Raw genomic sequence first — 23,493 nt, 5'->3', positions numbered from 1 at the left:
GAACTCGAACTGCTCGATTTATTGAAGGAAAAAGAGTAAAGTAAAAGCGACCGATGCATATCGGTCGCTTTCATTTTAATATTTATAGAATTTTTGTCTGAAATTTTAGATCATCTCTACAATACAATAATATTAGATATTTTGATTATTCTTTATAATCCTCAAATTCCCAATATCCTATACGAGATAATTTCAAGCCTATTTCATCCCATGTATCTCCTGTTAATCCATCTACATACTTCTTTATGTAATTATAAATTCTAGCATAATCATACTCTTTAACTATCAAATAATGCCTAGCAAAAAATATATCTTCTTCTTTCATATTTTGTAATAACCATTTAGGAGTACATATTGTTAAATCAAAACTTTCTTCCCCTTTATTCATACTCTCTCCTACAATCATTCTAATTGGAACATTAAAATTAAACTTATCCAAAGGAAAATAATCACTCAAATACTCTCCAAAGTCATCTAATCTATATATTCTATTTAATACGGCCTTCATATAAATTATATTATTTAATATCTAAATGTCCGTTCCCTACTGGTTTTCCTCCTACCTCTGTTTTCCATTCAAAATTAGCTTGAGTTTTATTTATCCTACCTTTATATTTAGGGAGTCTAAAAATTTTTAATTCATCTTTACTCACTAAAGATGTTCCATCTTTAGATAGTCTAGCTCCTTTACCTACCCAAGACTCACCTAACTGCATAGCTTCTGATTCCGTAGCTGTTCCCATTCCAAAATTACCTTTAGTTTTAGCTGCTTCTCGTAATCTTCCACTAATTTCATTCCATGGTAATTCTCCAGTATTGGCTTTAGCAGTACCACTTGTAACCGTTCCAACTTTAGAAGCATTTCGAAGAGCTCCTGCACTTCCTGAACCTATTATACTAATACTCGCATCTACTATCTCTGCATTTTGCTTTGACATTCCTGCGGCTTGTAAGCCTTGACTAGTAAGTGAATTTTCTTCTTCTCCTGTCCACATTTGCCTTAATCCGGAACTAGCTACATCAGCTCCATGAACTGCTACTACAACTCCAGCTGCTTTAGTTGCCATTGTGGGCTCTGGTGTTACTAGTAAAGCACCTCCTGCTACCATTTCTAAAGCACCTCCTACAGCTTTTACTCCTCCCAAAATTCTTGTCCATACTTGTTTTCCATTTGGATCAATCAGTATAATTGGACTTTGGTAACAATACCCATACGTATTGAGATTAAACGAGTTATACACTCCTTCGTTGTGTTGCCCGTCTATGTAGTGTTCTACTTCCATAATCGGATTATATCCGCTTAATGGATTAGTACTTAACCACACACTTTCTCTTGGATTATAGTATCTTGCTCCATAATAATACAGTCCTGTCTCTTCATCTAGCTCTTTTCCATTAAATAAATAAGGAGTATTCCAACTGTTATTTCTCTCCTCTATAAACACTTCTCCAAATGGTACATATTCTACATGTTGTACTATTTCGCCGTCTAAGTTAGTGATATAACTTGAGCTGCCCAAATGATCCGGGTGATAATAATACTGCATTTTCTCATAGTTCACATTGCCGATTCCTATTCCTGCTCTTAAGGCTGTATTCTGAGAACAACAGAAGCCTTCCCCGTTTACGTAATCATCATTGTCTTTTCCGTTATACGGTACTTCAAAGTACGCATAGTTCCCTTTTAAGTCGTCTGAAAGCATTAAAAATATTAACATTTCGGACATTTTGGCGGTTCTTATTTTGATTGTGATTTTAGGTTGCTTTCTCCCTGATTTTTTGCCGATTTTCGGCAAAATTTGTGTCGTTTCTGCCCCGATTTTGGGGCAGATTTTTGGGGCTTTTTCGGACTGTTTCAGTCCGTTATTTTTATTAGTTCGTGGCTTCGCCACTTCCTTTTTCGGGGCTTTTTTCTTTTTTTTCTTTTTTTTCTTTGGTTTTTTCGGGGTTTCTAACCGTTTCAAAATCACTGAAAATCAAGCGGATTGGGTAAAAAAGGAAATGAGCGAAAAACGAGGTAAAGAAAATAAAATCAAATCATTATAAAAAAATTCAAATTGTGAGATAATTTTTTTATTTTGCCCGATTTTTAGAGCTAAAAGCGGACGATTTTAAACCTAAATACAAAAATTGCACGAAGTGTAGTAAATAAATTCGTGCTTTCAGCACTCCTTTTTTGCCCCTCTTTTTTAGTTCTGCGGAGCAGAACAGGGTAGAAAAAAAGCTCCGATTATTTCGGAGCTTTGATTGTTTAATGGTCAAAATCTATTAAGTACCATTTGTATAAAGACCAAATTATCCAAATTATAATAATAATCTCTACATATAAAATAATGAACTTTAAAACCTTATTTCCTTTGAATTTAAAGAGTAAAAATAAATTTGCAATTATGTAAAGGACTGCAAAAATAATTAACCCTATATTCCAAGTAATAAAATTCTGTCCGGTTTGATATTTCCATTCAACCCAATCGCTACCTATGTGATAAACCCTTTCATATTCTAAAGGATTGGTATTGTAATCCATAATCTCGAATAAAGAAAGTAAAGCAATAAGTAACGCAATAACTATCCCAACATAGGATTTAATTTTTAGCCCTATCTTCATAATCAATAGTTTACTCTTAATCTAATTTTGGATTCTTTTGATTTTTCGAGAATTCTAAAGAATGGCAAATCTTTAGTTGTTAAATCAATACAACCTGCACTTCCAGGAGAAGTTCCTCCGTGTATAGAAAAATTATTCCGGAGTACACTTTCCCCTGTTGCAGGATTAGTAACATTCACTTCTTGCGGACTTATCCAAGTTCTGGCTACGCCCCAAGCAAACAAGCCACCTGGCCAAGTTCCTTTTTTTACAAAAGCGGCTGTTCTGGTAGTAAAACTTTGGTCTGTCCACCATTGAATAGCTGAAGGATTTATCGAGTAATCGCCTTCAGGTAGCGGACCTGAAAAAGGAGTGGCTTGGGCTTGTTTTGAATAATCAAAAGTTCCGTCCTTTTGTTGTCTTCCTGATACGGCAGAAAAAGAAGTGCTATTAAGTTTTAAGTTTCCGTCTGATAACTTTTCTTGAGTGTAGTATGTTAGGTTCTTGCCGTCAAAAGTTAAGAGTTCTTCGCCTATGTTATTCCAACTTCCTCTACTATCATTGATTATTTCGTCTTGACTATTTCGCCATTCTAATTCTCCTGTTGAAGCATTTTCATACCAATCATCAAATTTAGTTACACTTTCTCCTTCCATCCCTGTAGGATCAATATATTTAATCGGATTTTGGTATGCATACTGATATGGAGTCATCGTTTTTTCAAACATTTGATCTATGCTTAAAAAGATTGACTCTCTTGGATTGTAGTATCATCTATTGTCATTAAATTACTTTCTCTTTTAAATAGCTTTAATGGCTAAATTAACTTATTTATACTTAATTTTAAAATTTATTTATCTTTTATATCATATACAATTATCATTTCTCTAAACTCCCTCTGTAGCATTGCTAATTCTTTTTTTATCTTGACTATGAATCTTCCCCGTAGCTCCGAAAAGCAAACTTTGAAATATGTTTCTAAGCTTTTACAATCACCTGGCTCTTATCCCCCTACAACGATCTGGAATTGTGGGATATGATTAATAAGTAAACTTCAATATAAAACCCCGCTAATAGCAGGGTTTTTAGTAGTTTATTTATTTTTAATAAAGTTAATAATCTTTAAAATAATCCGATAAACTATTCCAAAAATTAGTCCTGATATTGCCATAAATAAAAGTAATTTTAAAGGAATAATCCATTCTCCTTTTCTTATAAATATAATAAACACGAAAATCCATAATATTATTAAAATAAATATGTTGATATTTTTTTTTAACAAATATTTGATTCTTTCTACTAAATTTTTTTTATTTTTTTTCATCTGATTTAGCTTTAGCTTGTTTTATAGCTTCTGTTCCAACTCCAGAGCCAACAGCAGATGCTGTGATTGTTCTTTTAGATCCATATTTATCCAACTTATTTTGAGCTCCTTTAACATCTGCTTTATTTTTAGGAATTTTATTAGATTTTCCTCTGGCTGCATTTTTCTGAGTATTCAATTCTATTTGCAAAAATTTTGCTGTTTTAGAATTTTTCAAAGTTTTACTTGTTGCTTCTCCAAAAGCACGTCCAGCAGCTACGTCCACTACAGTAGTTTCTATACTTACTTCTCCCTCATTAATAGCCTGACTAGCAACACTTATTCCTGTATCTGTAGCTAATTCTATAATGACTGTTCCAATTTTACCTACATTTTTGGCTTTTGCTGCTATAGCTATTCCTGCACTTAAGGCTCCCGCTCCTGCGGATACTGCTATGGATTTATAATCTATATCGGTCCATGCTTCTATTCCTCTTTTTCCTTCTATATAATTTACCCCTACTTGCAATCCATAATCTACTATTGCTCCTATTACTGCTCCTGCTATAGCTTGCTTTCCGTTGGGATCTACTAATATTACAGGATTTTGATAACAATAAATATATGTGTTATTATTAAACGAGTTAAACACTCCTCCGTTGTGCTGACCATCAATAAAATGTTCTACTTCCATAATCGGGTTGTATCCACTTAACGGATCCGCACTTAACCATACACTTTCCCTTGGATTATAGTATCTTGCTCCATAATAATACAGTCCTGTTTCTTCATCCAACTCTTTTCCATTAAATAAGTAAGGAGTATTCCAACTGTTATTCCTCTCCTCTATAAACACTTCTCCAAACGGTACATATTCTACATGCTGTACTATTTCGCCGTCTAAGTTAGTGATATAACTTGAGCTGCCCAAATGATCCGGGTGATAATAATACTGCATTTTCTCATAATTCACATTTCCGATTCCTATGCCCGCTCTGGATGCTATATTGGATGAACAACAGAATCCTTCCCCATTAACGTAATCATCGTTGTCTTTCCCGTTATACGGTACTTCAAAGTACGCATAGTTCCCTTTTAAGTCTTCAATGCTTCTTTGGTATTTCGCTTTCCAGTTGATCGTTACTCCGGGTACGGTTGATCCTGCATATTCTATTCTTCTCGGATCTGCGCCAAAGCTTTCTATATCTCCCAACTTACTTACTATTCGTTGGCTTCCTGCGTAGTAATGTTTGGTATATTTTCCATTAGGACTTACTACTAAGTAAGGGTTGATATAGGCTGTGAATCCTTGTGTTTCAGTGTTGCCGCCTGAGAATAAGGAATTGATATACACTTGTTCGCTCTCGCCGCTTGTTTTGATTACCCGTTCTCCTGTAGCATCGTACACATAGTTACTTACGTAGCCATTATCATCTATTGACATTAATCGGTTTTCTTCATCCCAGCGTAATTTCCTTTCTTGCGTTTGGCTGGTTTTTCTTAAATCCTTCTTCTCTAATTCTACATTTACATAGGTTAGATTTCCGTTTAAATCATAGTGATAATTCTTGTGCTCTTGGCGTTTTTCTTCTTCTTTACTTTCTTCTTCTCTGTAATTGATGTCTTGAACGGTTTTTATTTGATTCTTTTTCGTTGAATCGTAGGTATACGTTAAGTCATAACCTGCTTTTAATCCGCCTTCAATCATTATGCCTTGTTGACTTACTTGTTGGTTTTTGCTTACTATATTATGTAAGTTATCGTAGCCCATTTGCAAGCTGTATGCGGCCGTTTTGTTATCCGCTCCTGTGTAACTTCCTTGTGCTTGTACTAAGCGGTAAAGTCCATCGTAGGAATATAATTAATGGAATATTTATAACATCTTTTAACTCCTGCGCTCACTAATTCCTGAAGACGAACTCAAACTGCTCGATTTATTGAAGGAAAAAGAGTAAAGTAAAAGCGACCGATATGCATCGGTCGCTTTATTTTTATTATTTATTAAATATTAGTATACCTTATTAAGGGGCATGCCCAATTGTAAAATTTTTATTTTTATATTCAAGCAAAATCCTTCTAATAACTTTTTATCGGATTACATTCAATCGAAATAACTTACCATCTTCACTTTCTACTTTAAAATTGGCTTGCTCTGAGGATAAATGTAATTCCTTATCAAAATCAAAAATTAATGTATTTTCACTTTTGTTTAAAAAATCAAAGAAATCAACACCTTGAGGATAAACTTCTTCCTGATAAATAACATTATTTCTCTTTACAAATATTATCTTATCAAATCCTGGATCTAATAATAATTCAAGATTTATATTCTTAAAAGTTTTGATATAATTACTACCTAAATCACCTTTTATAAGGTATACAGAATCCCAATCTGTGTTAATAATATCTTTTAGATTAATTGAACAATTTTCAGCTCTTAAATTTGAACAATTTTCTTTATAATATAATTTTATTCCCTTATAAAACTTTCTATTATCTAGACAACTATAAACCGTCATCAATAATAAAAGCATAATTAAAGACTTACTTATTGCTCTCATAATTTATTAATTAGATGGATTGTTATTTCTTGCATCCCTACTTACTTGTTCATTTGAATCTCTAGCTAAACCACTTAAATTATTTAACCTAACTTTATAAGCATTGTATTTATCATCAGACAATTTCCCTTTAAATACTTTCCACTTATCATCTTCTTTTCTTGCTTGCCATAATCCATTGTTATGAAATTCCTCTAAAACACTATTTACTAAATCTTTGCTATTAGTTGTTTTTGAATTTGCTCCTATATCCCGACCTATAATATTATTTAACAAGTCTACTGTCTGATCTGCATCCGCTAAATTATTATAAAGTCTAATTTTTAAATCTGCATTTGGGTTTTTCTCATGTGCATCACCAGCTTGCTTTGCTATATCAGATCCATAAGCTGCTGTTATAAGAGCTTGCCATGTAGCATGTCTAAATGCTCCCCTCTCTGACCCCTCATCAGATTTAACAGAGTTCAAAGATAAAATAGACTGATTATTATTTACATAACCATCATATCTAGTTGTTGCAAACCTTGATGCTATAGATGAAATATTATTTGATCCTTGTTTAACTTCTCCTATTGAATAAGCTATCATAGGATTCATTAAACTAAATAATCCAGTTCTAACATTTACTGATAAAAATGGGGCTTCATTTTGCTTTCCGTTGGGATCTACTAATAGTACTGGATTTTGGTAACAATACCCATACGTATTAAGGTTAAACGAGTTATACACTCCACCGTTGTGTTGACCGTCTATGTAGTGTTCTACTTCCATAATCGGATTATATCCGCTTAATGGATCAGTACTTAACCATACACTTTCTCTTGGATTATAGTATCTTGCTCCATAATAATACAGCCCTGTTTCCTCATCCAACTCTTTTCCATTGAACAAGTAAGGGGTATTCCAACTGTTGTTTCTCTCCTCTATAAACACTTCTCCAAACGGTACATATTCTACATGTTGTACTATTTCGCCGTCTAAGTTAGTGATATAACTTGAGCTGCCCAAATGATCCGGGTGATAATAATACTGCATTTTCTCATAGTTCACATTGCCGATTCCTATACCTGCTCTTAAGGCTGTATTCTGAGAACAACAGAAGCCTTCCCCGTTTACGTAATCATCATTGTCTTTTCCGTTATACGGTACTTCAAAGTACGCATAGTTCCCTTTTAAGTCTTCAATGCTTCTTTGGTATTTCGCTTTCCAGTTGATCGTTACTCCGGGTACGGTTGATCCTGCATATTCTATTCTTCTCGGATCTGCGCCAAAGCTTTCTATATCTCCCAACTTACTTACTATTCGTTGGTTTCCTGCGTAGTAATGTTTGGTATATTTTCCATTAGGACTTACTACTAAGTAAGGGTTAATATAGGCCGTGAATCCTTGTGTTTCGGTATTCCCGCCTGAGAATAAGGAATTGATATACACTTGTTCGCTCTCGCCGCTTGTTTTGATTACTCGTTCTCCTGTAGCATCGTATACATAGTTACTTACATACCCATTATCATCTATGGACATTAATCGGTTTTCTTCATCCCAGCGTAATTTCCTTTCTTGCGTTTGGCTGGTTTTTCTTAAATCCTTCTTCTCTAATTCTACATTTACATAGGTTAGATTTCCGTTTAAATCATAGTGGTAATTCTTGTGCTCTTGGCGTTTTTCTTCTTCTTTACTTTCTTCTTCTCTGTAATTTATGTCTTGAACGGTTTTTATTTGATTCTTTTTCGTTGAATCGTAGGTATACGATAAGTCATAACCTGCTTTTAATCCGCCTTCAATCATTATGCCTTGTTGACTTACTTGTTGGTTTTTGCTTACTATATTATGTAAGTTATCGTAACCCATTTGCAAGCTGTATGCGGCCGTTTTGTTATCCGCTCCTGTGTAACTTCCTTGTGCCTGTACTAAGCGGTAAAGTCCATCGTAGGCATATTCATGCTGCATTTGTCCCCCCATAGTCTTTTTGTTGTCCTGCGGTAGCGGGGCTTGGTTGGATACGCTCAATACATTGCTAACAGCGTCATAGGTATATTTGTTACTAATGATCTGAGTTCTTACTCCTGTTCCTTGCGTTTTTGGTGATACCCAAACTTGTAAATCGCTAAGTCTTCTTCTTTCAGGATCATACGTATAAGTGGTTTCCGAGCCGTTGCAATATTTAAGATAATTTCTTTGTTCGAATTTATCATACCCTATTTTATTTACATAGTCATAGCTATAAGCTTTGCTTCCTTTTATTCCGGTTAGTAACCCTGCTGTATTATAGATATAATCTACTTTTTCTTGATCAGGATAGATGATCTGCTCTAGTTTATTCCAGCTGTCGTACTTGGTTTGGGTTACGTAGGTAGCGATTGCTTGATTAGGAATTATCACAGTTCTGCGTACTTCGGTGATTTCTCCTAACGTACCGTATTTATACTCTTGAGCTCCGGTTGCATCTTCAACTAAAGATACTCTTCCTTTTCGGTTATATTTGGAATTTTTATTTCCGTAATGGTAGGTAACGTTATTTTGCGGATGTTCCGGATAATGTATTGATTTTAATCGGGTATAATCATATTCGTATTCTATTTTTTGGTTTGTTTTTTCTAAGTTGGAAGTCTGACGACTTATTACATTTCCTAAGGCATCGTAACTTAATCGGGTAATTCCTGCACTTGGATGTGATAATTGAATTCTTCTTCCGGCTAAGTCATACTTCGATTGAGTGATTTGTCCCTCGGTATCGATGACTTCTAATAATTGATTAATACCATCGTAAGCATAACGGGTAGTAATTATTCCTGACGGACCGGATAGTTGTTCGGTTTTAACAGTAAGCCCAGATCCGTTGGCATAGGTTTTCTGTTTTCCTCCCATAACATCCGTAACGATGGTTACTTGTTGTCTTTCAGTCGGATTTATTGTATACTCGGTGGTTTGAGTACTGGAATCCGGAAGGATAGTTGCTACGGTACGGTCTAACAGGTCATAGTTGCTTACACTTGGGTTTACTTTATCGAAGTTTCGATTAAATTCTATGGCATGTTCCGGCGATTCGGTAATCGGATAGAAGCTTTTTACTACTCGTCCGAATGGATCCAGCATAGTTCTACCGCTTACAATAAGTACCTTTTCGTCCTGAGGATTACTTCCGTTTGCATCGGTCTTGGTTATCACTCCGTCTTTTTTTACCTGCAAGGTTCTTCCTGCTCCGTCAACAAAACTAAATGTTTTTATATCCTCTGTAGGGTGTTGTGGATTGTAATGATAAGTTATTGCATAAGCAGGGTTTTCAATGTCTCCATCTGAATTTAAAACTACTGACGGATTATACTTATATTTTATGGTATAAGGTAAATCCAATTCCAATTCATTTGGTCCGGTGATGGTCTCAATTCTTCCCAGATTATCTATTGTGGTTTCTGTGAAATATCCGTTGATATCTTTACTGGTTAACGGTATTCCATAACGATAATCATAATTTTCTAATAAACCGGTATATCCATAAGCATCATCAATACGCTCTACATACATATGGTAATCTTTATCGTATCGATATTTATACCACATTCTTTGGCCTTTAGTATTGGCCGGTAAAGTTTTTTGGGTAATATTTCCGTACTTGTCGTAAGTAATATCAGTTACCGATTCTTCTTTATCATTGAGTTTTTGACGAACTCGTGTAATATGATTAGCATAGTTTAAATCATATTCTGCCGTTACTTCTCTTTGAACATTTCCACCGGATCCTTTGACTTGAACTTTTACCGGTAATCCGAAAATGTTCTTATTAGGATTAGAGGTATAGGAAATGGTTGTTTGATAGTTATAGCTTCCTGCTCCGTTTTCACCTAAGTTTCCGCTATCACTGTATCGGTAGTTGGATAGTTCTCCGTATTGATCTACCAAGTCATACGAATACCAGGTTTCATTGGTTATTATCCCTTGATCTTTACCTTCAAACACCGTATTGCGGGTATATTGTAGTGGAGTAAAGGAAGCTTGGTCATCAGAACATACTATGTTGGAAGAAATGCTATAATTGTTTCTATCCTTTTGTTTTACTTCGTATTGATAGTATTTGTTTTCAGTTTGGGCATATTTTTTCCCTTGAGCATCGGTGATGGTTGTTTTTAATAAATTACCTGAAGTATAGTAATTCGTAACATCATATTCTTCAATGGTTTTCCTATATACTTGATTGTTATTTTCGGTATTTATATTAATTTTTTCAACTTTTCCAAAACCTAAAAACTCTCTTTCATGTCTGTCTTGTTTTCCTTCCAGGTAGCGATATTCCGTACGCATATTAGCACCATCATCATGAATTCCGTCATCAATTTCTACGGATGACAACACCCATTTTCCTCCCGGATGTTCATAAGTAGCTTCGGAACGGTTATAATCAAGCATGAATTTTCCCCCTATGGAATTGGATACTTTGCTCAATTTATTGGTTCTTCCAATGGTAGAGCGCTTCACTTTTATACTTCCCGAATTATCCGTCCATACCATATCCGGATATCCGTCACCGTCAACATCTTTAAGCTCAAAAGTTGTATGACCGGTAGAGGTTGAAGAGTTTATACCCGGATTGATTGAAAATTTCAAATTAAAAGGTGGAGGAATAATAACGTTTAAAGTATACGCTACATGGGTAGAGACACTTACCGAGTTTGATTTTGCAATTCGACTTAATTGTTTCCACTCTATTTCGGGAGCAAAGTTAGTTCCTCTATTTAAAGACACCCACGCTTTTCCGTCACTAATACGTACTTTGTCAATTAAACCATCGCTGTTGACATCCATCAAATTAAAGGTAGGATTGTTGGTTACGGTGGTCACATTAACACCTCCGGCAAAACTTGAAGAAGCTTTATCGGTAGCTTTGGCAACTATCGGAATATCTACGCCTCCGGAAATTGCTTCGGATTTTGCTGATTGTATTTCGGTTATATCCCAATCTACTTCAGGAGTAAAGCTGTACCCCAAATTCAAACGTACTTTTCCGTTTTTATACACTTTATCCGGTAAACCGTCTCCGTTGAGGTCTATCAAGGTATGCTCCACATTTTCACTCATTTTCGGAGCGCTGATAGACAAGTCTACAGAGCTTATTCCCAATTCTGAGGCTTTAGAATCTTGAGAATTTTGTTGTTCCGAACTCTGTTTTTTGGTAAAAAGGGCAGCCGCAGATATAGGATTAGCTCCTAAACCATAAGCCTGACTGGTGGTATTGCTGCGATGATTGCCCGGAAATCCGTTACGTGAATCGATAATTTCTCCGTCGAAACCTCCACGGGTATTGGTGAATTGTATCTTATTTTTGGTTATAATATCCGGATATCCGTCTCCATTCATATCGGTAAATGACAAACGAGTTTCGTCACTGCCTTCGGAACTATTATATGTTATTCCAAACCCTTTTAAAGTTCCTTCATCTTTATTAGCTCCCGATTGTTTGGTTGTGCTTTTGGATTTACTTAGTAACTTTACTCCTACTGCCGAAGATCCTTGAAGACAATTTCCTGAAGAGGTAAATTTATTACTTAAACCTTCCAATGGGTTGGTAAGTTTAACCTCTTTTTCACCTAATCGGGATGCACTCATGCTTGAATCTTTAGTATATACATAACGGTCTGCTCCCGTCCAATAACTTTTGGTTTCAATATCTAATCCCATCGGAATAAAAATCATGGTACGAGGATCCATATCAGCATTTTCGTCCTGCGGCAATTTTAATTCCTTTTCATCTATAGGACGTGCAAAACGTCCGGCATTGGCATTATAGATAAATTGTCCCCATCCGCGATACATAGGTCCAAAACCTTTGTCTGAATCTTTTACAAAAATATTTGCATATCCATTTGACGACAATCCGTTTTCGGTTTGCAAAGTAAAAGTTAAAGCTTTCAAATTTTTGATGATCGTTGCATCCTTGGTAAATGCTTCCACCCAAATATTTTCAGTTAAAGCCCCATTTGCCTCAACTTTCAAATCCGTTAAAGGTGGAGTAACGACAATTCCATTCTCAACTCTGATTTTATATCTTCCCAATAATCCTGTTTTTTTCTTAATGGTAATCGCAAGATCTCCATTTAAAACGGAAGAATTCATAGGATCATTTGCCAGCGCTTGAAATGTAAGCGATATATTTTTAGTTTGGCTTGCATTTTCAAAAGTTAATGGATAATAATTTCCTTCCCATTTCTGATGGTAAATGCTGTAATTAACACTTCCCGGTTCTGCCTCTTGGCTGTCATCTAATTTTATCTGTGGTTTCCAACTAATTTTTTTCCAATTCACTTGGCTGGGTGAACTCAAAGTAAAATAAAAGTTTGTCCAATTTTTGCCTTCAGGTACAGGTATTTCCAAATTACCTTGATGAGATTCGTTCCAACTGAATGTTTTTTCATAAACTATAACTTCTTCGGAACGACTGTCATTGGTTTGAATAACTTTTACCGTAACGTCATCAGATGTGATCGGTTTTTCAAAAGTTCCAAATATTACGGCTTTTTTAAAATCACCGACACTGGTAGCTACATCCTGTGAAGCTATGTGGGATTCTGAGGATGGAAAACGATACATTTTTTGCCCGTCAGGATTTATACTGTTTAAGTCTGCTTCAGCAAGGGCGGTTTGTTCGTAGGTTATAACAGGATTCCATTGTACTTGATCAAAGCTTCCATTAGACATTTCCTGGTTTCCGGATTGTACTCGGAAATAAATTTTATCTCCTTTTTTTATAGTCTCGGATAATTTTATATTGGCAGGATAATTAGTAAAATCACCTTTGTTTATACTCTTATTCCATTTTTCTTTTCCTTTATATTGGATAGCAACCCTTACACCGTCGGCTTTTTCATATTCTTCAGTATCGTAATCTCCCGTTGGTGCTTGTAATTGTACATTTCCTTCTATTCTTATTTTCCCGTCAAAAGGTGCTTCCCATACTTTTACAACATCATAAAGTGGAGAATTATAAATAAGATCTTTTTGTTCTTGAGGATCTACCGCAGTATCAGAACTGTCAATAGTTCCTCCACCCATAATCGGGCTTGGAGTTGTAGCGCTTTCTAAAGAAAAGTTGGGTATAAGATTTCCGTCTTTATCTCGAATAATTCGATTAAAATAAACTTTTCCATTGGAAACTATATCGATCAATCCATCACTGTTTACGTCAGAAAAGTAAACCGTTGTTGTTGTATTTGTTGTACCTCCGCTTACTCCAACTGTCACCGCAGCCATCCACTTCCCTACTTTGGCTGATCCACCGGTATTAGTGCTGGTTGATTTGGTTTTAGAGAATTTGTTTACACCTTTTATGGCTAAAGGTTTACCAAATTTTTCTCCTTTTAGAGGTGTTAGCAAATGAGGTTCATAATATAATACTCCATTTTTTTGGTATACTTTATCCGTTAAACCATCACCGTTGATGTCTATAAAAATTGATTTACCCTCGGTTACACTATTACTATAACTATAGCTTCCTCCTATGGTACCACTATTAAAGATGACATCGCCTTTATTAAGACCTATCCCGGCATAAAAAGATCCTCCATACGATGTTGTGGAACTTTCGTTTATCTTTTCTCCTTTTTTTGCCCAAGTTTCTTCATTTTGACTAAAGGCTATATATCCCTCTTGAGATTTAACATCATCATAATATTCAAAACGATTGGAAGTAAATTCTTTTCCTTGATCGTCTTTGTGCGTTATCTGATCTAAAAGATCTGTATAAAACGCTCCGGATTTATATTTTAATTCATATTCTCTTAATTTACTTCCTTCAAAATCTATCTCAACATGGGTAAGTAAGCGATTAGAAGAGGTAAAAAATCCATATCGAGCTGAATTTGTTTCTTTTTGCTTAGTTTTAGCAGAAGTAAATTTAACTACTGTATGCGCATTTTGTCCTTTGTTACCGGCATGTACTTCTTTAAGATATAAAGCTTTGGATTTCAAACCTCCTTTTACCGGTTCTTCCACTTGTTCATAAATATATTCAATCCAATCTCCGTGAAGTTCTTCTACTCTGGAAACTTTCCATTCCGTAATTACGTCTTTGCTCTTTCCGGATATATCGGTAACAGTTCCTTTAAGTATTCCTCCATTTCCTCCGTAAGTATATTTAACCCCTTTTCTATTGGTAACTTCCCAGGTATAATTTCCCGGATTAGTTCCTTTCCTTTGAATGGTAGCAAAGCTCCCTTCTTTTCTGGAATAAAATAATCGATCCGATTTTCTGGCTATTTTTTCTCCTCTGTGGGCTATGGACGTATTTCCATCGGCTCCCAGGGTTACCAACTGGGTTCCATCCATCGTATAGGTTTCGGTTTCTTTTGAAGTATCGTATCTCGGTACTCCCCAACGAGTATCTACTGTTATACTCGGAATATTCATATCCCAGCCTTCGCCTAACCATCCGCTACCTCCATCACTGTTATATTGAATACCTAGAGATGGACTCATTCCATTACGAGCGGGAGGCATTTCAAAGATATAACTTAACGCTGCGGATCCACGATTATTGGCAGTGGGTGCGCTTATTAAATTCACCTTTGACAACGGATCGGCAACTTTAATATCGCTCATGGTTGTGGGTGTAAAACCATTAGTTTCCGGCGATTCCGGTACTTGTATCACCCCGTTAATCATATCCGTGAAATGAGTAGTTCGGGATATGATTACTTGATTTTTGGTATCTATACTGTCTCGTTCCAAAGCTACCCAATGATGGCTTTCCAAATCAAAATAGAAAGTACGGATATCTTTTTCGGTATAGCCGTTCGGAATTTTAGAGCGGTCGTAAGCCAACTTGAGTATTGCCCCTTCATTGAAATGCTCTCCATGAGGTAAAAATTTATACCCGTCTGCTTTCCCCGTCACATTTTTCATACCCATATCCAGTGCGGGAATGTCAATACTTCTTAATCCTCGAATCAGTATTTGCTTGTCACTTAACAAATTCTTACCATTTACACTCAATTCAGCTCCTAAAAGATGTATTTTATTATTTGTCTTATCTTTTTTAAACCATATTTGCTCTTGTGCTGTGTTAGATTGCAAGGGATACGAGTAATCTTGTTTTCCGGTTACAATTTTGGAATCTCTGACATTTTTAATTCCTTCGGTAACCAATTCAACGGTAGAAACTTTACCGGAAAGTACAACTTCAAATTCACCTTGACAGGTCGAAGTTTCGGTATTATTAATAACTAATTTGCGATCTTTTCCGTCTGCAAAATATCCTTTTACATAGGTATCTCCTCCTTCAAAAGCAAATGCCTCCCAGGTAATAGTACCTACAGGAGATTCTTGTTTTTCTACTTCAATTTTTAAGTTCTTTATTTTATATCCGTATCCGGCATCCTGCGGAATAGCAAATTGAATCGTATTATCACCGGTTTTCAGCCAATCTGAATTAATTTCTTCTTTTTGATGAGTCCATCCGGAATATTTTTTCACTAAATATCCTCCTCTGCTCATTCGGTCGTTGATACTTTTGGAAATTCCGTTTTTATCGGAAACTCCATATAATTCATAACTCAAATATACTTTTTGATCCTGCTGCGGTTTTTGATCCAGATATATCGTGAAAATATTATCTTCCGGATTATCAAAAATTTTATTCTCTAAAGTACCGATTACTCCTTCTGAAATATTAGCACTGTAAAGAATAGACTTTGAAGTAATTAATTTTTCTGATTTACTATTTTTTTGGGTTTCCTCACCTTTACTCATCACCGATTTTTGAGGGTTTCCAGATTCAGAATTCTCATCAACGGTTTCAGAATGCTTAGTAAGTACTAAACGTTTCTCCCTTAATTCATACTTCTTATGTTCAATTAAAGGAATATATGGGGAAAAGCTCTGTAATGCCATCGTGGATAGTAACACGAGTGAAACAAAACGGGCTTGCTTTGAATTTAATTTCATAATGATGTACTTATTTTAGTAATTTAGTTTATTGAAATCTTCTTGGTAAATTCACCTTCTTCGGAAAATATTTTCACTATATACACACCTTTGGAAAGTCCGGTAAGATCGAAGGTATGTTCAGTATCGATTTTGTTCATATGTTTATTCAAAACCATATTTCCTGAAAAGTCGAATACTGAAATCATTATTCCGGATGGTTGTTTTAACTTAATAGTACCGGTTATTTCTGATTTGTTTTTAAAATCTTTATAATAAAATTGAACATTTTTATTGGTTTTAACCGGTATGTCTTGATTTTCTGCTTCTTCCTCTTTTGTACAATCATCTTTCAAAATGATTGTTTGTTCCAATATACTCTTAGATAGATTTTCGGATTTTGGATAAGAATGAGCTCCTTGATACTTCCAATAATTAGGTTGAGATTCATTAAATCCGTCTGTGTTTCTTATATTATAAACACCTCCCACATTATTGTTTAATTTAATTGCAAAGAAATGGTAAAGGGTGATATATTCCGTATAAAAGGTTTCACCGTTTATTTTATAGTATACTTTATACGGCGATTGTCTTTCATTAAAGTCTTTATATATTTGAACTCGATCACCTTCCTTAAGCACAACATTTGCTAAAGGCGTGTTACTTTTTACATAGTCTTTTATTATATATATGCGTCCTTGATTGATTTCAAATCCTGCATGGATTGCAATGTCGGCTACTGAATTCGATCTTGGATTAAGAGTTAATCCCATCTGGAAATTTTGATTGGTACCTTTAATAGTTGTTTCAAAAAATCCTCCTCTATCCCAATCGATACTTTGTATACTATGTGCTTTTGCTTCCACACCGGTAGAATCGGATAAAATATTGAAACCACCCAATTCTTTTAATCTCAAGGTGTATTCACCGGTTGAAAGTCCGCTTAAATTTAAATCTTTACCATAAAATACTCCGGATTTTTTTACTTCCATATCATTTTTATCGACTAGTTCATATTCAAATCCTTCATCTCCTCTAAGAATTTTCACTTGTACGGATCCGTCATTATTACTATGAGAAGAAGCATCACAGGTTGGATTGCTTTTATTTATTTTTGCAATTATATTGGTTGGTCGGTATCCGAAAGTAAATACATCTTTTCCGTTGTAATCCGTATCAAAGAATACATTATTAAATATTATTTTTTGTCTGTATGGATCGTATTCATCCGATAAATAAAAATCGGTATTTTCTAATTTAAAATCTCCTTTTCCTGATCGGTCAATTAAAAGATATGTTCTTCCGTCTTTATATTCCGAGAATTCTTCCGCGCGATGTTGAATATATCCTAATTCAACTTTGTTACCGCTATTCACAAATCCTCCGGTCCTTACATCTTTGACAATCGATTCTAAATTCCACTTATACATGACCAGACTGACATGGAATGGTTGATCTATATCTTCCTTATCCAAAGGTATATTGGGAGAGTCTAACCCTGGAATTGGAGGGGCATATCCGTTAAATCGTATGATAAAATCATCTTTAGTTTTATCGATTTGTACCCGATCTCCAACATTTACTTTGTGATTGATATAATGTGTTACTATACCTCTAATAATGGTAAATACTTTTCCTTGATGATCTATGAATACTCCATAATCAGCACTTGGTTTTTGTTGATTTGTAACCTCTTTTGTACCGAACTTTAACATAACTCCTCCAAAAGGATTGCCTAAAGTTAAAGAGGCATGACCTTCATATCCTTTCAAGGGATCTTGAGTATACATGATCGCTGTCTCAGAATCTTTGCTGCGATCATTAACCATTTTTACTTGAGAAAACTTATATTTTTCTTTTACTGCTTCTAAATTTTCAGGCAATTTCCAAATTACGTCTTTTTCTTCTGTATTACTGATATTACCGGTATTTACTAACCATCGACGATTCATGATATTCATTCCGGCAATGCTTTCAATCTGAGATGTTTTAATATCATTGTTATTATCACCCCAAATCATATATTCAGAATCAGACAAGGAATTAGCCGGGAATTTTTCAATAACCAATAATTTATTTTTATTGGGTAAATTGTAATTATTAGCTTCATCATAGGAGTCTCCTTGTGCTGAATAAGTAAAATAAGGACTTTCTTCATAGGATGTGGTACTTCTTCGTTGATATAATCCACTTATATCATCTCTGTAAATACCTGTAACTCGATGATTATACTTTACATTCTCATCTTTGTCCCATAGTAATTTATCATAACTATTTATCAAGGAATTTTCTAACATAAAACCGTATTTTAAGGCTAAATACGATTCTACTTTAATTTTTTCAAGCGGATTTAATATACGATCGTACATGATTAATTCCGGCATGTACGCTCTGTATATCGAATTAGGATCAAAAAGATCTGTATTATAAGTCGAATTGTTATATTTATTGAATGAATAAAATTTTTCTCCTATGGATAAGGTAGAACTCATTCTTTCACCCCATACGTTAGTTGCTCGTTTATTTGCACGAAAATAAGTGAACAAACGCATGGTCTTTTCTTGATAAGCCGTTAGACCTGAATTTGAATTTCCGCTTGGATGATACATTAAATCATAGCCTTCTTCAGAACCATAGTCTAAAACTCCTTTGTTGCTTTCATCACTATGAATGATTTTATCTTTATTTAAGACAAATCCTTTTCCCTCCACCCCGTTAAGTGTGAAAATATAGTCCGGATATTCAAATTTATTTCCTGATAAATTGGCCTCGGCATAAGTACCTAAAATAGTAGCCGTAGATAAATTCCCACTTTTTATTTGAATTTCCTTACTCGAATATGGATTGGTTAAAAGTATTGAAGGATTAAAATTAATGGACCTCCCGAATGGATTCCATTCAACTATATACTCTCCACTACTATCATAGTAATTCAGCCGTAAAGAATCTCCAGAAAAATCTTTCCAAAGATATCTACCGTTAAGATTCTTTGTTTCAGGGACTGTTTTCATCCATAAAACAGCACCGGGAACACCTCCCGGCCCTACAATTCTACTTGTTTGTGCAGAAGTAAATATAGAATTAGCCCCTATAAGAAGTATTAAGTATAATTTTCTCATAGTTAAATGATTATTTTGAATTAAAGCAACAAATATATTATTTTATTTTTATTAAATATACACATAAAGGTTTTACAATTAAAAAAATTAATATTTTGAATTAATTATATTGTAGAATTGATAATTTTAAATTTAATATACATAATAAACATAATATAAATTACTTATAATTGTCTATTAAAATTTTGTATCAAAATATTTTTATAGAATCAATGCGATTTATGATAAATATATGAAGCGGTATTCGTGAGTTACGTACTTGTACTAGTTGTAGTATTAAAAAAGATATTATGTAATTTTGAAAAAAAATAATCTATGTCACCTCAAGAAATTCTCGCTAATATGCTTCTTGCTCATGACCTACCCAGCATTGAATATAAAGACTGGCTTTTGGTTGATGAACAACTTCCTGCCATGCGTGCTGAAACATTTGATTTTAAAGAATATGAAAACGGAGCCAGTATACGTTTAGATATAACCTTACTTTTAGCCAGTAAAAAAACTATCTCGGAAAGCTACTTAGGTATTGGTAAAAATAAAATTAGTGCCATACAAAATGCTTTTCAAAATTTTGTAACTAATTCATTTCATGTATTTTTATCTGCTTTTTGGCAAATTACTAATGATGATCAAATCGGAATTGAAGAATGGGAGATTAAAGGCAACAAATGGAAGGTATATATCGGTAATTTTGGGTGCAAAGGCGATTTCAATATTCCCGAGAATTTATTTAAAATCATAGAGGAACAAATTCAAGAGGAAAATCTAGAGGAAGATTTATATTGGCTTCGCATCTATTATGCTAATGTTAACAGCCGGGAGATTATGATTGAAACTTTAAAAAATAATGAAGTATGGCCGGAAATGGAAAATAAATTGAAAACAGTTGCATGGGAAAGTTCCGATAAATTTTACAGTCTAAGAAATTTTATTATATTGAAGCGTAAGTAAGTTTGTAAGAATTATTATATATATTTCATATCATATATCTTTTTTTTTACTATTGTAATTAATACGTATGCTTTGAGCTGAAATACAATTTAAAAATTGAATAAATCATTACCTTTGCAAAAAATTAATTCAATTTTACCCATGCAATATAATTTTCAGGAAATCGAAAAAAAATGGCAAAAAAAATGGAAAGAGCAACAAACATTTGCTGCTTCAAACCATACAGATAAACCCAAGTTTTATGTGTTGGATATGTTTCCGTATCCTTCGGGAGCAGGTTTACATGTAGGTCATCCACTGGGTTATATTGCCTCTGATATTTATGCAAGGTTTAAACGCCACCAAGGTTTTAATGTACTTCATCCCATTGGTTATGACAGTTTCGGGCTTCCTGCCGAACAATATGCTATTCAAACAGGCCAACATCCGGCGATAACCACAGAAGTTAATATCAACGGGGGTATAGATAATAAAGACAATGTTATAGCAGGATATAACAATCAGTTGAAAAAATTGGGATTTTCTTTTGACTGGAATCGTGAAATGAGAACATCTGATCCCGACTATTACAAATGGACCCAATGGATATTCATCCAACTTTTTAACTCATATTACAATACTGCTTCGCAAGAGGCTCGTCCTATTACTGAATTAGTAGATATTTTTTCAAAGGAAGGTAATGCTAAAATAAATGCCTGTACCTCACCAATTGAAATATTTTCGGCTGAAGATTGGAATCGTTTTTCAGATGAAAAAAAACAACATATTCTTTTAAATTATCGATTGGCTTATCGTGCAGAAACAACCGTTAACTGGTGTCCGGCCTTAGGTACGGTTCTGGCAAATGATGAAGTAGTAAATGGAGTTTCTGAACGGGGAGGATTTCCTGTTTATCAAAAAAGCATGATGCAATGGTCCATGCGGATCACCGCTTATGCTGAAAGACTTCTTTCCGGATTGGAAACCATCGATTGGAGCGAATCAATCAAAGAAAGTCAACGTAATTGGATCGGAAAATCTTTAGGAGCAGAAATCAATTTTGCTGTTGCTGATTCCGAGGCAACCGTTACAATTTTCACCACTCGTCCGGATACAATATTTGGTGCTACTTATATGGTTATGGCTCCTGAACATCCTCTTGTGGATCAAATTACTACCGGAACTTATTACGAAGCCGTAAACCAATATAAAGATCAAAGCACCAAACGATCGGAAAGGGAGCGAATCGCAGATGCTAAAATTGTTTCAGGACAATTTACCGGAGCTTATGCTATAAATCCTTTTACTCATAAAAAAATTCCTATTTATATTGCAGATTACGTATTATATGGATATGGAACAGGTGCCATAATGGCTGTTCCTGCTCATGATGAGCGCGATCATCGATTTGCTAAACATTTTGGACTTCCGATTGTTGAAGTAATTAAAGGAGGAACCGATGTTCAAGAAGAGGCTTTTTCTTCTAAAGAAGGAATCTGTATCAATTCCCAAATTTTAGACGGATTGACTGTTAAAGATGCTCAAGCTAAAATTATTGCAGAAATTGAAAAAATGAAAATCGGGCACGGAACTACCAACTACCGATTACGAGATGCCGTTTTTTCTCGTCAACGATATTGGGGGGAACCTATTCCTATATATTATAAAAATGATATTCCCTATGCTTTACCGGAATCTGCACTACCTTTACTTCTTCCGGAGGTTGAAAAATATTTGCCCACTGAAGACGGAGACCCTCCGTTGGGACGTGCTGCACAATGGGCTTGGGACACTGAAAATGAACAAGTTGTAAGTAACAACCGTATTAATCATACCACTATTTTTCCTTTAGATTTGAATACAATGCCCGGTTGGGCCGGAAGTTCCTGGTATTTTCTAAGATACACAGATCCAACTAACCATTCTTGCTTTGCGGATACTAAAAAAATAAATTATTGGGAAAATGTAGATTTATATATTGGAGGAAGTGAACATGCTACGGGACATTTATTGTATTCACGTTTTTGGAATAAATTTTTAAAAGATTATGGATACTGTGCCCAAGAAGAACCGTTCCAAAAATTAATTAATCAAGGGATGATTTTAGGTCAAAGTGCTTATATCTACCGAATTAACGGAACTAATAACTTCATCTCTTACAATTTATTACATGAAGCACAAGATACCACTCCTCTGCATATTGATGTAAAACTTCTTAAAGGAACAACGGATGAAGTTGATTTAGAAAAATTAAGAAATTGGAGGGATGAATTCAAAAATGCAGAGTTTATTCTTGAAGAAGGTAAATTTATATGCGGGAGAGAAGTAGAAAAGATGTCAAAATCTTACTACAATGTTATTAATCCGGATGATGTTTGTGATGAATACGGGGCCGACAGCTTACGTATGTATGAGATGTTTTTAGGACCTATTGAACAGGCTAAACCTTGGAATACTCAAGGACTTAGCGGAGTTCATGGATTCTTAAAAAAATTCTGGAAACTGTATCATTCCGGTGAAGGAGAAACTTTCTTTGTATCAAATGAAAAACCTACTAAAGAAGAACAAAAAATAATTCATCAATTAATAAAAAAAGTTAAAGAGGATTTGGATAACTTTTCTTTCAATACATCCATAAGTTCTTTTATGATTGCTACCAATGATTTGGTAAAAATAAAATGTTATAAAAGAGAAATTTTAGAATCTTTGTGCATTTTAATCTCTCCTTATGCTCCACATATTTCAGAAGAGCTATGGGAAAAATTAGGACATGAAAACAGCATTGAATTTCAAGCATTCCCTGAATTTAACGCTGAATATCTTGTTTCCGAAATACATGAATATCCGGTTAGTTTTAATGGAAAAGTACGTTTTAAAATTGAAATGCCTATTTCCGCTACTCCTAAAGAAATTGAAGAAGCAGTAATGTCTCATGAAAAAACACCGAATTATCTTGACGGCAAACAACCTAAAAAGATTATTGTAGTGCCTAAACGAATTGTCAATATTGTACTATAAATAGACTTGAAAAACCAATCCCAAAACGGATTGGTTTTTTTATATTTTTTATGCTACCTTTTATTA

The 23,493-nt window shown here is 34.5% G+C and carries 11 protein-coding genes; 3 read left to right on the top strand and 8 right to left on the bottom strand.

Translation table 11 applies throughout. From position 1 onward, the window contains the following. Positions 1 to 145: 145 nt before the first annotated feature. Positions 146 to 508, bottom strand: coding sequence for an immunity 8 family protein (locus tag GYM73_RS03455; protein WP_220234151.1), 363 nt, complete (start codon positions 506 to 508; stop codon positions 146 to 148). 10 nt (positions 509 to 518) lie between these two features. Further along, entirely contained in the window at positions 519 to 1,727 is a 1,209-nt protein-coding gene (locus GYM73_RS03450; protein ID WP_220234150.1) for an RHS repeat domain-containing protein, read from the bottom strand. Between the two features lies 1 nt (position 1,728). Here GYM73_RS03450 and GYM73_RS03445 point away from each other — a divergent pair, with 1 nt between their 5' ends. After that, positions 1,729 to 2,046 (top strand): hypothetical protein, encoded by a 318-nt coding sequence (locus tag GYM73_RS03445; protein WP_220234149.1) that lies wholly within the window; start codon positions 1,729 to 1,731, stop codon positions 2,044 to 2,046. A gap of 205 nt (positions 2,047 to 2,251) precedes the next feature. Here GYM73_RS03445 and GYM73_RS03440 read toward each other — a convergent pair whose 3' ends face one another. The 6 genes from GYM73_RS03440 to GYM73_RS03415 form a co-directional block, all read right to left on the bottom strand. Continuing rightward, on the bottom strand, positions 2,252 to 2,608 hold the full coding sequence (locus GYM73_RS03440) for a hypothetical protein (protein WP_220234148.1): 357 nt from the start codon (positions 2,606 to 2,608) through the stop codon (positions 2,252 to 2,254). A 2-nt stretch (positions 2,609 to 2,610) separates the two neighbouring features. After that, on the bottom strand, positions 2,611 to 3,315 hold the full coding sequence (locus GYM73_RS03435) for a hypothetical protein (protein ID WP_220234147.1): 705 nt from the start codon (positions 3,313 to 3,315) through the stop codon (positions 2,611 to 2,613). A 582-nt stretch (positions 3,316 to 3,897) separates the two neighbouring features. Continuing rightward, positions 3,898 to 5,661 (bottom strand): RHS repeat domain-containing protein, encoded by a 1,764-nt coding sequence (locus GYM73_RS09950; protein WP_255571018.1) that lies wholly within the window; start codon positions 5,659 to 5,661, stop codon positions 3,898 to 3,900. A gap of 316 nt (positions 5,662 to 5,977) precedes the next feature. Beyond that, complete coding sequence (locus GYM73_RS03425) at positions 5,978 to 6,451, bottom strand: hypothetical protein (protein WP_220234146.1); 474 nt, start codon at positions 6,449 to 6,451, stop codon at positions 5,978 to 5,980. Between the two features lie 6 nt (positions 6,452 to 6,457). After that, positions 6,458 to 16,381: a toxin TcdB middle/N-terminal domain-containing protein gene (locus GYM73_RS03420; RefSeq protein ID WP_220234145.1), complete on the bottom strand. Its 9,924-nt coding sequence runs from the start codon at positions 16,379 to 16,381 to the stop codon at positions 6,458 to 6,460. Positions 16,382 to 16,404: 23 nt separating this feature from the next. Continuing rightward, positions 16,405 to 19,479, bottom strand: coding sequence for a T9SS type A sorting domain-containing protein (locus GYM73_RS03415; protein ID WP_220234144.1), 3,075 nt, complete (start codon positions 19,477 to 19,479; stop codon positions 16,405 to 16,407). Positions 19,480 to 19,794: 315 nt separating this feature from the next. On the opposite strand from GYM73_RS03415, the gene GYM73_RS03410 reads away from it, so the two are divergent. Then, positions 19,795 to 20,430, top strand: coding sequence for a DUF6348 family protein (locus GYM73_RS03410; RefSeq protein WP_160542317.1), 636 nt, complete (start codon positions 19,795 to 19,797; stop codon positions 20,428 to 20,430). A gap of 141 nt (positions 20,431 to 20,571) precedes the next feature. Further along, entirely contained in the window at positions 20,572 to 23,427 is a 2,856-nt protein-coding gene (gene leuS, locus GYM73_RS03405) for a leucine--tRNA ligase (RefSeq protein WP_220234354.1), read from the top strand. The last annotated feature ends 66 nt before the right edge of the window (positions 23,428 to 23,493 follow it).

This window comes from Apibacter sp. ESL0432 (genome assembly GCF_019469225.1).
Classification (GTDB): domain Bacteria; phylum Bacteroidota; class Bacteroidia; order Flavobacteriales; family Weeksellaceae; genus Apibacter.
Note: the sequence above shows the minus strand (reverse complement) of the source record. Positions and strands in the feature narration are given on the sequence as shown.

Coding starts and splice junctions, on each gene's coding strand:
- GYM73_RS03455 (WP_220234151.1), bottom strand. CDS start 508: ATGAAGGCCGTATTAAATAGAATATATAGATTAGATGACTTTGGAGAG.
- GYM73_RS03450 (WP_220234150.1), bottom strand. CDS start 1,727: ATGTCCGAAATGTTAATATTTTTAATGCTTTCAGACGACTTAAAAGGG.
- GYM73_RS03440 (WP_220234148.1), bottom strand. CDS start 2,608: ATGAAGATAGGGCTAAAAATTAAATCCTATGTTGGGATAGTTATTGCG.
- GYM73_RS03435 (WP_220234147.1), bottom strand. CDS start 3,315: ATGTTTGAAAAAACGATGACTCCATATCAGTATGCATACCAAAATCCG.
- GYM73_RS09950 (WP_255571018.1), bottom strand. CDS start 5,661: ATGGGCTACGATAACTTACATAATATAGTAAGCAAAAACCAACAAGTA.
- GYM73_RS03425 (WP_220234146.1), bottom strand. CDS start 6,451: ATGAGAGCAATAAGTAAGTCTTTAATTATGCTTTTATTATTGATGACG.
- GYM73_RS03420 (WP_220234145.1), bottom strand. CDS start 16,381: ATGAAATTAAATTCAAAGCAAGCCCGTTTTGTTTCACTCGTGTTACTA.
- GYM73_RS03415 (WP_220234144.1), bottom strand. CDS start 19,479: ATGAGAAAATTATACTTAATACTTCTTATAGGGGCTAATTCTATATTT.
- GYM73_RS03410 (WP_160542317.1), top strand. CDS start 19,795: ATGTCACCTCAAGAAATTCTCGCTAATATGCTTCTTGCTCATGACCTA.
- leuS (WP_220234354.1), top strand. CDS start 20,572: ATGCAATATAATTTTCAGGAAATCGAAAAAAAATGGCAAAAAAAATGG.